The 13849-nt window shown below is 65.8% G+C and carries 11 protein-coding genes and 1 pseudogene; 6 read left to right on the forward strand and 6 right to left on the reverse strand.

What is annotated here, in order from left to right:
• Nucleotides 1-3 precede the first annotated feature (3 nt).
• Nucleotides 4-915 (forward strand): annotated as a pseudogene (locus ACQP2U_RS03280) (DUF3027 domain-containing protein); the annotation flags it as partial.
• A 752-nt stretch (nt 916-1667) separates the two neighbouring features.
• Nucleotides 1668-4640, forward strand: coding sequence for a sacsin N-terminal ATP-binding-like domain-containing protein (locus ACQP2U_RS03285; RefSeq protein WP_433713319.1), 2973 nt, complete (start codon nt 1668-1670; stop codon nt 4638-4640).
• A gap of 67 nt (nt 4641-4707) precedes the next feature.
• Here ACQP2U_RS03285 and ACQP2U_RS03290 read toward each other — a convergent pair whose 3' ends face one another.
• Nucleotides 4708-5334: a TetR/AcrR family transcriptional regulator gene (locus ACQP2U_RS03290; RefSeq protein ID WP_397030297.1), complete on the reverse strand. Its 627-nt coding sequence runs from the start codon at nt 5332-5334 to the stop codon at nt 4708-4710.
• 115 nt (nt 5335-5449) lie between these two features.
• Here ACQP2U_RS03290 and ACQP2U_RS03295 point away from each other — a divergent pair, with 115 nt between their 5' ends.
• The gene (locus ACQP2U_RS03295) at nt 5450-7495 is read left to right on the forward strand and encodes a neutral/alkaline ceramidase (protein ID WP_433713320.1); all 2046 of its coding nucleotides are present in this window, start codon (nt 5450-5452) and stop codon (nt 7493-7495) included.
• A gap of 3 nt (nt 7496-7498) precedes the next feature.
• Here ACQP2U_RS03295 and ACQP2U_RS03300 read toward each other — a convergent pair whose 3' ends face one another.
• Entirely contained in the window at nt 7499-7741 is a 243-nt protein-coding gene (locus tag ACQP2U_RS03300) for a DUF2530 domain-containing protein (RefSeq protein ID WP_433713321.1), read from the reverse strand.
• A gap of 57 nt (nt 7742-7798) precedes the next feature.
• On the opposite strand from ACQP2U_RS03300, the gene ACQP2U_RS03305 reads away from it, so the two are divergent.
• Entirely contained in the window at nt 7799-8236 is a 438-nt protein-coding gene (locus ACQP2U_RS03305) for a MarR family winged helix-turn-helix transcriptional regulator (protein ID WP_364347112.1), read from the forward strand.
• Nucleotides 8237-8444: 208 nt separating this feature from the next.
• Here ACQP2U_RS03305 and ACQP2U_RS03310 read toward each other — a convergent pair whose 3' ends face one another.
• The 3 genes from ACQP2U_RS03310 to ACQP2U_RS03320 all read right to left on the reverse strand — a co-directional run bounded on the left by ACQP2U_RS03310 (nt 8445) and on the right by ACQP2U_RS03320 (nt 10887).
• Nucleotides 8445-8873, reverse strand: a complete 429-nt coding sequence (locus tag ACQP2U_RS03310; protein ID WP_397030292.1) for a YccF domain-containing protein — start codon at nt 8871-8873, stop codon at nt 8445-8447.
• A 114-nt stretch (nt 8874-8987) separates the two neighbouring features.
• Nucleotides 8988-9398, reverse strand: a complete 411-nt coding sequence (locus ACQP2U_RS03315) for a nuclear transport factor 2 family protein (RefSeq protein WP_433713323.1) — start codon at nt 9396-9398, stop codon at nt 8988-8990.
• 283 nt (nt 9399-9681) lie between these two features.
• Nucleotides 9682-10887 (reverse strand): GNAT family N-acetyltransferase, encoded by a 1206-nt coding sequence (locus tag ACQP2U_RS03320; RefSeq protein WP_433713324.1) that lies wholly within the window; start codon nt 10885-10887, stop codon nt 9682-9684.
• A gap of 617 nt (nt 10888-11504) precedes the next feature.
• Here ACQP2U_RS03320 and ACQP2U_RS03325 point away from each other — a divergent pair.
• Nucleotides 11505-12308: a TrmH family RNA methyltransferase gene (locus ACQP2U_RS03325; protein ID WP_433713325.1), complete on the forward strand. Its 804-nt coding sequence runs from the start codon at nt 11505-11507 to the stop codon at nt 12306-12308.
• Nucleotides 12309-12321: 13 nt separating this feature from the next.
• The gene (locus ACQP2U_RS03330; RefSeq protein WP_397030284.1) at nt 12322-12633 is read left to right on the forward strand and encodes a DUF2537 domain-containing protein; all 312 of its coding nucleotides are present in this window, start codon (nt 12322-12324) and stop codon (nt 12631-12633) included.
• A 127-nt stretch (nt 12634-12760) separates the two neighbouring features.
• Here the strand turns inward: ACQP2U_RS03330 and ACQP2U_RS03335 are convergent, their stop codons facing one another.
• Complete coding sequence (locus ACQP2U_RS03335) at nt 12761-13504, reverse strand: DUF6928 family protein (protein WP_397030282.1); 744 nt, start codon at nt 13502-13504, stop codon at nt 12761-12763.
• Nucleotides 13505-13849 lie beyond the last annotated feature (345 nt).

Below are 13849 nucleotides of genomic sequence, written 5' to 3' on the forward strand. Positions count from 1 at the left end.
GCCGTGAGCGCAGTATCTGTTTCGCAGTCCGGCGTGCGGCCGATCCTTGCCGATGCCGTCGACGTGGCCCGACGTGCGCTCCTGGAGCTGGAACCGACTGGCGTCGGCGCACATCTCGGCGTCACCGCCGAGGACGAGACCGCGGCGACCCACCGATTCGAAGCCACGCTGGCCGGTTACCGCGGCTGGCAGTGGGCGGTCGTGGTGGCGGCCCCGCCGGGCGCGCAGTACGCCACCGTCAGTGAATCGGCTCTGCTGCCAGGTCCGGACGCGCTGGTCGCACCCGATTTCGTGCCGTGGGAGCAGCGCATTCGCCCCGGCGATCTGGCACCGGGTGACCTGCTCGCCCCGCCCGCTGATGATCCGCGGCTGGTGCCCGGCTACGTCGCGAGCGGCGATCCGGCCGTCGACGAGGTCGCCCTGGAAATCGGCCTCGGCCGTACCAAGGTGCTCAGCCGCGAGGGCCGCGAAGAAGCCGCCGAACGCTGGTACTCCGAATACGGCCCCGAAACCGATATGGCCAAGGCCGCCCCCGCCACCTGCGGCAGCTGCGGCTTCTACCTCCCCCTCGCCGGCGCCCTCCGCGCCGCCTTCGGCGTCTGCGGAAACGCCATGGGCGCCGACGGCCACGTAGTCCACGCCGAATACGGCTGCGGTGCGCATTCGGACGTAGAAGTGCCGACCGGCGGAGGCTCGCCGCTGCACGAGGCGTTCGACGACGCCGCTTTCGATGTGATCTCGATGGAGGCGCCGCGCAAGTCCGCGCAAGCCGCACCCGATGCGGTGACCGAGACTGCCCCGGACACCAGCGATGCCGCTGAGCCGACTACGGGCGAGCCGGAGGATCGCGGCGTCACTGAGGCGACCGGTGCGGCGTCGGGGGTTGTTGCGACTGGCTCCGTGGAGTCGACTGCTGGCGTGGCGGGTGACGTCGCTGAGCCGGATATGCCGGTTGCGCGGGATGTCTCGGTGCCCGGCGCGGGTAGCGAGGCCAGTACCGCGGCCGAGCCGAACAGCGCGGCTGGCGAAAACGCCGCCTTCGAGGCTGCACCGACCGCGGACTCGGCAATCGTCCCCACTTCTGCAGAGCCGAGCGTTGAAGGTGCAGTGTGGGAGCCGGGTTCGAGCTCCGAGACCGCGTTGACCGATCCGAGCGTTGAAGGTGCTGTGTCGGAGCCCGGCTCGAACTCCGAGACCGCCTCGACTGCCGTGGCTGGCGAGGGCGTGGCTGACATATCCAGCGCCGCAATCACATTTGGTCCGGCTGGTGATGTGGTGACCGCCGAACCGAACGCGGTAGTCGATCCTGCTAAGAGTGTGGCGGGCCCTGAGGCCTCGGCGACCGCGGATTCGGCAAGCATCCCCACTTCGGTCGAGACGGGTGCTGAAACTGCTGTGCCGCGGTCGGGATTCGATGCTGGTGTCACGACTGAGCCCGCCACCGCGAGTGATGTTGCCGATGCTGCAATTCACGACGGGTTGGCGACCATCGGTTCGGACGGTGGCTTCGCTGCAGCCGAGTCGAGTGTCGAGAAGGCTGCGGACGATGACGGTGGGCATGCCGACAGTCACGGCGGGGCCACTGGTACGCATGGTGAGTCTGGTGACGCTGCGGGTGGTGGGCCTGGGGCTGCGGCGCGGCCGGAGTTCGGGTCATCGCTGCAGGGGTGAGTGCGGACGACGTAGCTGCGGATCCGTTCGGAACGGCGGGGCTGCGGGCGGGGGTTCTCGCGGCTTGGCGTGATTCGCCTACGCGGTTGCGCGAGGATGCGGCGACCGAGTCGGATCTGGTGCGCGCGGGTTATCGGGATCGGCTGCTGACCGAATTGGCCCAGAACGCCGCGGATGCGGCGGCCAAGGCGGGTGTGGCAGGCCGAGTGGTGGTGCGTCTTGTCGAGGGCGACGTGCACATCTCGAATACCGGTGCACCGCTCGATCTAGCGGGCGTACACGCGCTGACGGCGCTGCGCGCCTCCGGCAAGGCGGATCCGACCGCAAGCGTCGGCCGCTTCGGCGTCGGCTTCACCGCTGTCCGGACGGTAAGCGACGAGATCGAGGTCCGGTCGACCACCGGCTCCATACGGTTCTCCCGTGACCTCACCTGGGAAGCCCTGCGCGACAACGCGATCACCGTTCCGGGCCCTGCCGAAACGTTCACCCCGCCCGTCCTGCGCCTGGCCTGGCCGACCGAGGCCGCCCCGCCACCAGCCGCAGACACCGAGATCGTCCTACGCCTGCGCTCCGACATCGATCCCGAATCCCTGCTCGCCGCAATGCGCGCCGAAGCCGTGGACCTCCTTCTGGAACTGCCAGCCCTACAGAGCATCCGAATCGGCGACGCCGCATTCAACAGCACCGAAGCGGATCTGAGCGCACGCCGATCCGCGGGGCTAGGGCTCCGGGAACTGCGTATCGATGGCCCCGGATCGGAACGACAAGTTTGGTGGGAGTACCGAACCGCCCGGGCGCGCTGGTTGCTCCCGCTGCGGGATGGCAGGCCGGTGTCCGCGGCACATGATGTGTTGCGCGCCCCCACGCGATCCGACGAGGAGCTGTCGCTACCGGCGCTGCTGATCGCCGACATTCCGATGCAGCCAGACCGGCGTCGCGTTCTCCCCGGTGCCCGCGTTGCCGAATTCGCTGAGGACTATGCCGATTTCGCCCGCGCACTTCCGCCGCAGGACCGCCTCGTCCTAGTTCCCACCCCGGGCTTCGCCCGCAGCGAGGTCGATGGCATGCTGCGCGAGGCGCTGATCCGCGAACTGCAGACCCATCCCTGGCTTCCGGTTGTAGCCGCTCGTCCGAAAACCTCCGGTGGAATGCCGGAGCACTCGGGTATGGGATCGGCCGACTCGACTGTGGACGAATCTTTTTCAAAGCCTGAAGCAGCTGGCAGCGACGCCGATCGTCGTGGCGCGCAGGTCGATGTGTCGGACACCGAGGTCTGGACCGCTGCGGGCCTGCCTGGTGCCGCGCTCCAGCCATTGAATGACGCAACGGCAGTGCCTACCCGAGCGAGCGTATTCACCGGTCTGAGTTGGGAACTGGCCGACCTGCTCGACGACATCGTCGGGCCGCTGGTGGTGCCCGAGTTATCGGGGCGTGCACACAGCGAGGCCCTGGGTGTGCTGGATGTGCACAGACTGGGACTGGCTCGGCTGGCCGAACTTTCGGGTGGGCTCGAGCGGTCCCCGAAGTGGTGGCGGTCGCTGTATGCGGCGTTGGAGCCATATGTGGTCGATCCATTGGCCGCCGAGGAGCTCGGCGCGCTCGCGGTACCGCTGGCCGACGGCCGACTTGTAACCGGTCCACGCACAGCGGTTTTGGATGACCAGCTCGATGTCGCCATACCCGTGCACTGGGCGCGTTTGGTGCATCCCGAGGCAGTTCATCCCCTCCTCGCGCGACTCGGCGCACGTTCGGCCGCGGCCGAGGATCTGTTGAGCGATCCCGGATTGCGCGCGGAACTGGAGGATCAGCCGGGTGATCCCGATACCACCGACGCTGTGCTGCGTCTCGCCGCTCAGGCCGATCCGTCCGCATTACCGTCCTGGCTCGGCCTGCTCGAATTACCCGACACGACGGGTGAATTGCTCCCCGCCGACGAATTGCTGCTCCCCGACGCACCGCTGAGCGCATTGCTGGTCCCGGATTCACCCTTCAGCACCGTCGCAACGGATCTGGTGGACCGCTACGGTGCCGAGGCGCTGCGTGCGGTAGGCGTCGGCTGGGATTTCAGCGTTGTCGTCGAATCCGATCCGACCGGACCCGATCACCACCTGGACGACGAGGAACTCTGGTGGTCGGGCCTGCCCGAAGACCCACCGGAACTCGCCGCCGTCCGCGACCTCGACCTCGTCGACGAGCCGTCTTGGCCGACGGCCTTGCGGCAGTTGGCATCCAGTCCGCGCACCCGCGAATTGCTCACCGATCCCGAGGGATACACGGCCTGGTGGCTCCGCAGACACGCGCGCGTCAACGGCACACCCCTCGGCCTGCTCCGCCACCCCACCGACACCGAATTCGCCGCCCTACTCCCCGAATTCGAGTATTCCGATCCGGATTCCTTACGCGCGGTCCTGGCGAACCCGAATGCCATCACTCAGGAACTGGCTGCCGCCCTACTGGCCGCCCTCGCCGACCCGTCGAAAACCCCAACCCCCGAGGTGGTTTCCCGAACCCACGCCCGCCTCGCCGCCGCCGTGGATCACCTCGACCTGACCGAACTCGAACTCCCCGAGCGCGTGCGTACTCTGTCTTCAGCGGTCGCCGACCCCAATGACGCGTGGGTACTCGACCAGCCGTGGTTCGGACTCGCCGTTCCCGCGGATCACCTGGTAGCAGGCGATATCGCCACCGCCCCAGCCTTGGCGACCTTACTCGATCTGCCCATGGTCTCCGAGGTGATCACCGCCGAGGTGACAACCCAGGGCCGCCACACCACCTGGTCCGCCGAACCACTGGGAATCATTCTCCGCCAACTGTTCACAATGCCCACCGACGGCGATCTAGTCCTCCACGACACTCTCCGAATCCGCCTACGCGGCGCCCTCGAAGCCACCATCGCCGTCCCCTGGTGGCGCCAAGGCACCACCACCCACATCCAAACCCCCCACTCTCCAGCCCGACTGGACGAATGATCACGTGGAAACCATGGCGGCAAAACGCGAAGCCCCGTCACTTGGTCTCCCGCAAGGGGGCTGGGAGCTACGTGGCGTAGTTGGCGAGCATCTCGCTCAGGAGGTCGAGTTGGCCGCGGACGCTTTCGCTGTCGTTGTCGACCAACCAGCGCAATACGACGCCATCGATCACATTCAAGGTGAAGCGGCTCAGCGTCGGCACCGGCACGGACCACTGGCAACCGGTGGCATCGCGGGCGTGGTCGAGGATGTCGGCGACGGTGGTGTCGTTGAATGCGTACTGTTCGCGCGCGATCGCGAGTTTCGCGGGAGTCGATTCTCCTTCGCGTAGCGCATATGTCGTGGTTTCGTAGGTGAGTAGTTGTCGTTCCGGTGTGGCTTCAATGTTGAGCCACATCAGTTCGAGTCCGGCGCGCACCAATTTTTGAAGCGCTTCTTTTCCACTTCCGACGTCTTGCCAAACTGTTTCGTTGGCGTCGACGGAATCGCGCAATTCCATCGACAACGCCTTGACCAGCTCGGTCATCAGCGCGTCCTTGTTTTCGAAACAGTAATGCACCACACCGAGCGAAACACCGGCTGCCTGAGCGACATCGCGCGTGGTCACGCCCGCGACGCCCTTTTTCTCGGCAAGGCCGATGGCTGCCTCGATAAGGTGGGCCCGTCGTTCTTCGACGCTCAATCGGGAGGACACCCAAGCGAGTTAAGTCCGCAACACCGCCACAGTCAATTCGCAGGGCCGAAAATCTCGACTGGACGATTGTCCAGTTGTGTGGTTCGCTTCAGCGTGGGATCGAAGGGAGACGCGTATGCCGGTGTCACGCAGAACGGTGCTGGCCGGAACCGCGGCGGGTTCGGCCGCGTTGGCAGCGGCCACGGTGCCGGGTGTGACGACGGCGCTCGGCGCACCGGCCCCCGAATCAGGTGGCTACCTAATCGGACTCGGTCTTTCCGATATCACCGGACCGGCCGCCGAATGCGGAATGATGGGCTATTCACAGTTCGACCAGCAGACGGCGGGCATCCATCTGCGCCCGCGTGCTCGCGCATTCATCATCGACAGTGGTGCGCGCCGAATCGTGTTCGCGGTAGCGGAGAACGGCATGATTTTCCAGTCCGTGCATCGCGGCGTCATGCTCGAACTCGCGGGCCGCTTCGGTGATCTGTACACCGAACAGAACGTCGTGCTCACCTCGACGCATTCGCATGCGACCTGTGGCGGCTCCAGCAACGATTACGCGTACAACCTGTCGATTCTGGGTTTTCAACAGCAGGTATACGACGCCGAGGTGAACGGCATTGTGGAGGCGATCGCGGCCGCGCATGCCGATCTCGGACCGGGCACGCTTTCGCTGGGTCGCGCCGAACTGCGCGACGCAAGTGTCAACCGATCGCGAGTTGCCTTCGAACGCAATCCGGAAGTGGATAAAGAGCACTTCCCGAATGCCATCGACCCGGCGGTCACCGCGCTGTCATTCGTCAGGGGTGGCAAACAAGTCGGAGCCATCACCTGGTTTGCCACGCACAACACCTCGATGACCAACCAGAATCGACTGATCAGCGCGGATAACAAGGGTTACGCCTCGTTCTCCTATGAACACACCGAGCACGGGGTTCGATATCTCGATGGCCCCGCCGATTTCATCGCCGCATTCGCGCAGACCAACGCGGGCGATATGTCCCCGAATCTCAACCTGCGACCCGGGTCGGGCCCGACCGAGAACGAGTTCGACAACACCCGCATCATCGGTGAGCGCCAGTACCACGCATCGAAAACCGCATTGTCGAGCGCGCGCTCCATCAGCGGTCCGGTCGATTCGATGCTCTGCTATATCGACCTGGCAGATACCGCCGTCGACGGCAGATTCACCCCCGAGGGTCAACCGCGCCACACCGCGCCCGCCGCTGCGGGCGTCTCGCTCATCGCGGGCAGCGTCGAGGACGGTCCGGGTCTACCCGGCATTCCGATTCCGGAGGGGGTGCGCAATCCGTTCATCGATGCGCTCGGTGATCCGCGGCAGCCCGCGCCGTCCTGGCTCGCGGATGCGCAGGCGCCCAAGGCGATCATCGTGCCGCTCGGCTTGTTGCCGCCGGTGCCATGGGTGCCGAATGTGGTGCCGATCCAGATCGTTCGGATCGGTGAGCTGTACTTGGCCTGCGGCGGTGCGGAATTCACCATTGTCGCCGGATTGCGCATCCGCCGGGCGGTTGCCACCGCGCTCGGTGTCCCGCTGGAGCAGGTGCTCATGCAGGGCTATGCGAACGCATACCACGAATACGTCACCACCCCTGAGGAATACGACTCCCAGCAGTACGAGGGCGGCTCAACCCTCTTCGGCCGCTATACATTGCCCGCTTACCAGCAGGAATTCACCCGTCTGGCAACGGCGTTCGCTCTCTTTCAGCAGTCCCCACGCGGCCCTGCGCCGCGCGACATATCGAACCTGCAGCTGAACTTCCAGCCTGCCCCCGGACCAGATGCCACACCGTTGGGCCGTGGCTTCGGTGATGTCCTGGCCCAGCCCGCCACCTCCTACGCGCCTGGCACCCAGGCAGCCGTCGAATTCATCTCCGCCCACCCGAAACACAACCCGCGCCGCAACGGCACCTTCCTGGAAGTGCAGCGTCGCAACGCATCCGGCGATTGGGTCCGCGTTGCCAACGAGGGCGAATGGGCCGTCCGGTTCTACTGGAGCAAGCGCGGACTTGCCGAATCCGTAGCCCGCTTCACCTGGGACATCCCCACGGACGCCACCCCCGGCACCTACCGCATGCAACACTTCGCCGACAGCCTGCACCCCGACGGCACCCTGCACCCCTTCATCGGCACCACCAACGAGTTCGAAGTGAGCTGAGGGTCAAAGTCCGGTTTGTGCGCCTTTGTCGCCGCGGCGGGCGCCCCGGCGCTGGATCGCGAAGATCGTGTAGCCGAGCAGGCCGACGGCCAGCCCCATCAGACACACCGGGCGGGCCGATTCCCAGCGGTCACTGGTCCACACGACGATGGTCGCGATCAGCCAGAGGATGCTGCCGACCGCGAGGACCGGCCGTGGATCGGTGAAGCGCGGCGGGATCTGCGGGACATTCTGGGTCACAGTCATAGGGTAGCTGCGGGAACAGGCGGTCACCGGCCAGCGTGTCCCGTATCGTTCTGCTCTGTGACAACGCCATCGGATGTTCGAGCTCTCGCTGGTGAGCTGTCGCTCGCGGTGGTGCGCTTGACGCGACATCTGCGGGGGCGGCGCGCCGACGCGCAGATTTCGCTGACGCAGCTCTCCGCACTCGCCACGCTGCACCGGGAAGGGGCGATGACGCCGGGCGCGTTGGCCGCCAAGGAGCGCGTACAGCCACCATCGATGACGCGCGTGATCGCCTCGCTCACCGATCTGGAATTGGTGGAGCGCAAACCACATCCGACCGATGGCCGCCAGATCATCGTCTCGCTCTCGGATGCCGGGCGCGCACTGATCGCCGACGAAACCAGCGCCCGCGAAGCCTGGATGACCGAACAACTCTCCACCCTCACCGACGAGCAATTGGTCGTGCTGACCCGTGCCGTCGGCATCATGAAGCAACTCGTCGACGACTCGGAGTAAACCCGCAAACGGCCCGTCGTGGATGCGCGGCCACGAAAGCCCTCGACGCCCCGGCTACGCCGAACTATCGGTGGCTCGTAAAGAAGTCGGAACCAGCCCACTGGCGGCAACAACCGTCCGCCGCGCGGTGCGCCTGACCGTCGATGACCCCGCGCCGAATCGAACTTACGGTGCGGCTTTCGGCGCGGGCGGCTCCCGGATCCGCGCGTCAGCGGGGTGCGTACCCGCCGCGGGTGTACTGCGCGCCGAATGGTTGGTCGCTGTCTACGATTTCGCGGCCGAGGGGGAACAGGGAGACCGGGATGAGTTTCAGGTTCGCCCAGCCGAAGGGTATGCCGATGATCGAGACGAACAGCGGGATGCTGGTGAACAGGTGGCCCAGCGCCAGCCACCAACCGGCGACGATGAACCAGATGATGTTGCCTATCATCGAACCGACACCCGCGGAAGGCTTTTCGACCGTGGTGCGTCCGAATGGCCACAGCACATAGGTCGCGATCCGGAACGAGGCGATACCCCACGGGATCGTGATGATCAGAATGCAGCAGATGATGCCCGCCAGGATGTAGCCGAGCGCCATCCAGAACCCGACGAATACGAGCCACAGGATATTGAGCACCAGCTGAATCGGCTTCATGAATCAAGCATGCCAGCCCACCTCGGATCCGACATCACTCCGGAGTACGAGGTGGACTCAGGGATATCCCGGATCGGCCGCAGCGGTGGGCATGGTGGTCCATGCGGCGAGAGCTCAATCCTTGCGCATCCAGGCGAGCATGATCCGCACCTCGCGCAGTCGCCAGCCCGCCGAGGTCCGCGCTGCCATGCCAGCCAGTCGCAGACCGCCGGTTTGGTGCGGCGGTTGGCCGTCACGGTAGTAGTACACGAGCGAGTTCGCCGAGGCCGCGGCCTGGTCGCCGTCGATATTCACCAGTAGATCGGTGGTCGTGTGCTGAGTGAGCTCGCCCTCGACCTGAGACTGCCGCATGAATTCAGCGACTTTATCGATGCCGCGGACTTGGATTCGTGGCGAGTGGACCGCCACATCGTCGGTGAAGACGGTGCCCACATCCTCATATCGCACGTCGTCGAGCAGGCGGGCGAAGCGGGTGAACAGGTCGGCGATCTCGATGCGGTCGGCGATCATCGTATCCGTGTCCATTGCATCCTCTTTCATTGGCGGTACCAACATTGGTATCTCCAACTATACGGATTTTTGTTGGTTGCGCCAATAAAGTCTGTGATGCCGTGGATCACATGCTTGCCCGCGCAGCCGTCGGCCGCTCACCCGTTGTCAGTGCACGCCCTGGGGCCTGACAAGGTGGAGAGAGCCGACGGCTGCGCGCTCACGCCCACTGGTCTGCGTCCGACGGCTTCGGTGAAGTGGGTGCGGCTACCTACCGCATCTTGGCAGCGCTTGGCGAGTCGAGCGGCGGCGATCAGGCTCAGAAGAACCAGCCGAGTACCGCATCTCGCTGCGCGCCGAATGCCTCGTCGAGGTCGCGTAATTGCCCGGTGTCCTTGGCTTGCAGACGGTTGGCGGCTGCGAAGACCCGTGCTGGATATGCGCCGAGGTACAGGGAGGCCAAGACGTCGATGCCGAGTTCGAAGTCGGGTGGGCGCGTGGTCGGGGTGCATTCTGCGATGCCGTCGCGCACGGTGAGTGCGAAGGTGCCGCCCGCATGGCGGAACGGATCCTGGACTGCGAGAACGACATCGAGGTCGCGCAGGTATGAGCGAGCTGTCAAGGCGGCCGGAACATCCATGAGCCGCAACCACAAATCGTCGAAGCGCGCCTTCGTGCGCACCAGTCGGTGATCGGTGAGCAGATACGGGAGTGGATCGTTATCGGTGATCGCCGCCTCGACGTGACTGCACAGCTCCAATCCGAATAGGGCACGCCACAACGCGATTTGCGCTTCCGAGGTCACCGCGCGCATTTCCTCGACCACCGCGGTCTTGCCTTGTTCCCGGCGGTGATAGCGATACAGCACATAACCGTCCGGGTGTAGGAAAGCGAAGAGTTCGGTACCGCCGTCGCGGAAGGCGGGCGAGTCGGCGAGGTCCATTTGCCACCGTGCTTCGGGTCGTGCCTGCGCGCCGGGAACCAAGCGCCGCCACCGGTCGTAGATCGCGCGCACCGCCTCGCCCGCATCTCCCATGGTGCTGAGCACCACCCCGCCCGGATCGGGTGCCGACGGCAGGAATTCGACGAACCGCCGATCGATCGAGACGGCGTTCTGCCGAATCGTCGGACCATATCCGAATCGCCCGTAGATGGCCCCCTGACTGGCGGTGAAGATGGTCAACGGGAGCCCGGCCGCCTCTGTGCGCCGATGCTGCTCGGTATAGATAGCCCGCAGAATCCCGCGCCGTCGGTGCGTCGGCGCAACCGCGACCCCGGCGATCCCGCAGGCCTCGGCCGCGCGCTCCCCGGGCACCGTCAGCGTCATCCGAGTGGACCTGGCATGTCCGACGACACGGCCGCCATCAATGGCGACGATTGCTTCCTCGGTCGGAAAGACCTGCGCGCGCAATTGCGCATACCCAGGTTCACTGCGCATCCCGAACGCGGTGTCGCCGAGCAATTGAATGTCCGCCACGTCGTCATCGGTGGCCGACCGAATGGTGATGCCGGGTATCAGCGTCATCCCTCGACGATCGCACGCCCCCCGACCCGCCCGCACTCGAATTCCACCCGTCGCAGACGCCCGGCACACCTCGCATACGGACTCGCCGTGTAACTCGCCGATGTCCGACCACGAGGGTCTGTGTCAGGAAAGGGCGCCGGTGTTCGGGCTGTCGCGGGCGCTCGGCACACCTCGCATATGGACTCGGTACAGCTCGCGTACGGACTGTGTTACTCGGCGATGTCCCGAGCGTGGGGGTGGTGTCAGGTAAGGGCATTGGTGTTCGGGCTGTCGCAGGCGCTTGGCACACCTCGCATACGGACTCGCCGTGTAACTCGCCGATGTCCGACCACGAGGGTCTGTGTCAGGAAAGGGCGCCGGTGTTCGGGCTGTCGCGGGCGCTCGGCACACCTCGCATATGGACTCGGTACAGCTCGCGTACGGACTGTGTTACTCGGCGATGTCCCGAGCGTGGGGGTGGTGTCAGGTAAGGGCATTGGTGTTCGGGCTGTCGCAGGCGCTTGGTACAGCTCGCGTACGGACACGCCGCGTTACTCGGCGATGCCCCGCGCGCGAGGGCCTGCGTCGGAAGGGCCACCGGTGTTCGCAGAGGTGTCGGGGGACGGCAGGATGTAGCGGTGGCTGATGTGATCGATATCGACGATCCCGCTGACCCGCGCGTCGATGACTTTCGCGATCTGAAGTCGGCGGATCGGCGGCCGGATCTGCCGGGGCGCAAGGGGTTGGTGATCGCGGAGGGGGTGGTGGTCGTCCAGCGGATGTTGGATTCGCGGTTTCGGCCGAGTGCGTTGCTCGGGGTGGAGAAGCGGCGGGTGGAACTCGCGGGGGATCTGGCGCGGATCGATGTGCCGTACTACCGGGCGAGTGCCGAGGTGATGGCGGAGGTGGTCGGATTCCATCTCAACCGCGGGGTGCTCGCGGTGGCGCGCAGGCCCGCGGAGTTGAGCGTGGACGACGTCATCGAGCGGGCCAGCACGGTCGCGGTGTTGGAGGGCGTGAACGATCACGAGAATCTCGGCTCGATGTTCCGGAATGCGGCCGGATTCGGCGTCGAGGCGATTCTGTTCGGTCATCGGTGCGCCGACCCGCTGTATCGGCGTGCGGTGCGGGTGTCGATGGGACATGTGCTGCGGGTGCCGTTCGCGCAACTGCCGAAATGGCCGGAGGGACTGGATGACTTGCGGAACAAGGGATTCCAGATCATCGCACTCACCCCGAACCCGGCCGCGGTGAATTTGGCTACCGCGATGACGGGGAACCGGGTGGCGCTGCTGCTCGGCGCGGAGGGACCCGGATTGACCGAGGAAGCCATGCGGGCCACCGATATTCGTGCTCGCATCCCGATGGCGCCTGGCACCGATTCGCTCAATGTGGCGACCGCGGCCGCCATGGCGTTCTATGAGCGGGTGAGGACGTCATGAGGGGGATGCTGTCGTGAGCTACTTCTCGAACGGGGCGTACCGGCCCTCTCAGCCGGACCAGGATCCGACCCCATGGGCCGCCGGACTCACCGTCGCGACCATGGTCGCGCTGCTGACGGCCGTCGCGGTGTACGCGTTCGGTTCGGCGCTGGCGGAGGTGCATCCGCTGCTCGCGATTCTGGTCAACCTCGTCGCGGTCGGCGGCGCCGCCCCGACAGCCTGGCGCTGGCGCCTAGCCCCCGTGACGCGCTGGGTGATCGGTGGGGGTGTGGCTGGTGTGTTGCTCGGCTGGCTGGTCCTGATCATCGGCGGCCTGTCGAGTTGACCGACCTCGGCGCGTGACACGATCGCTATGAGTCCGGCAGGTTGGGGCCAGTGAGAGCGGGACGCACAGTTTCCTCGTCGGTCCGGCCAGCTCGATGCGGCGCGGTGCCAAACCGAGATGGACCCGCTCACGAGACACGATCCTTGCCGCGCAGCCAGTCGAGCAGACCTCGTCTCGGTTTCGCGTCACCGTTCCGCTCTTCCAGCGGGATCCGCGCGGCGGGGTCGGGCGCCTGGCCCTTGGGGTACAGGGTGAATCCACATACCGCGATATCGCCTGCTACCAGGGCACCTTCGGGGGCTGCTGCGCGATAGTGGAACCCGAGCCATTCGTTATTGGCGGCGTCGGCGAAATCGGGCGGGTCGAAGGGGAGGGTCTGCGGATCGGGCAGTTCCCCGGCCCGCCATCGCACCGGATGATCACCGGCCCAATACGAACGTTCCCACACCAGCGGAAGGCCGTCGTCTTCCAGAATGTTCACCCGCGTCGAGCTGAACGAGCGCCGGAATTCGCCACGCTCCCAGTGGGCGAACGCGCCCCAGCCGTGATGCGCGTCGAACGAGATCAGGTAGGTGTGCTCCGAGGCGAGTGGGCGAACCAGCAACTCGGGCAGCGCCGTCGGATGCGCCCGCGCTGCCTGTGCCGAGCACACCACCGTGACTCCGGGATAGCAGCCGATGTACACCTCGTCGGCATCCGGTCCGGCGCAACCACCGAGCGTGCCGACCATGATCGGCATGACATCGCGGTCCGTGTGCAGCTGTTTCGCCAGTGCGAGCGCGGCTTCGGGATCCGGATCGTGGTTCGCGCGGAGTACCGCCAACGGATCCTGTGCGTCGACGTACCAGAGAGACGAAGCCTTGGACAGCATTTCCGGCACCTCCCGATGGTTGCACCAAACCAGCTCCGCGAACTTCGAGCACCCCACGGCGTCCTCTAGCAACTCCCACTGCCGTGAACCGCCCAACGTCGACTCACCAAGACGTCGACACTCCGAAAAATCTACCCGCACTACCGCGCCAACATCGCACCTTCCGCATTCGAACACGCCCGCAGCCCTCAAAATTCGCCCCGAACAAGCCCAGAATCAAGATCAGGTGGAGCCCATGGCGGCATTGCCCGAGAAGCCGCTACCGTCATGTCCACCTGATCTTGGTCAGAACGCGAGAGCGCGCCGAGGCGCGGAGGGGTGAGTTGTTGAGGATGAGCTGGTCGC

Source organism: Nocardia sp. CA-084685 (assembly GCF_050955785.1).
GTDB lineage: Bacteria > Actinomycetota > Actinomycetes > Mycobacteriales > Mycobacteriaceae > Nocardia.

Excerpts from the sequence above, each read along its gene's own strand:
- ACQP2U_RS03295 (WP_433713320.1), top strand. The coding sequence starts at position 5,450 with ATGCCGGTGTCACGCAGAACGGTGCTGGCCGGAACCGCGGCGGGTTCG.
- ACQP2U_RS03300 (WP_433713321.1), bottom strand. The coding sequence starts at position 7,741 with ATGACTGTGACCCAGAATGTCCCGCAGATCCCGCCGCGCTTCACCGAT.
- ACQP2U_RS03310 (WP_397030292.1), bottom strand. The coding sequence starts at position 8,873 with ATGAAGCCGATTCAGCTGGTGCTCAATATCCTGTGGCTCGTATTCGTC.
- ACQP2U_RS03315 (WP_433713323.1), bottom strand. The coding sequence starts at position 9,398 with ATGGACACGGATACGATGATCGCCGACCGCATCGAGATCGCCGACCTG.
- ACQP2U_RS03320 (WP_433713324.1), bottom strand. The coding sequence starts at position 10,887 with ATGACGCTGATACCCGGCATCACCATTCGGTCGGCCACCGATGACGAC.
- ACQP2U_RS03335 (WP_397030282.1), bottom strand. The coding sequence starts at position 13,504 with ATGCTGTCCAAGGCTTCGTCTCTCTGGTACGTCGACGCACAGGATCCG.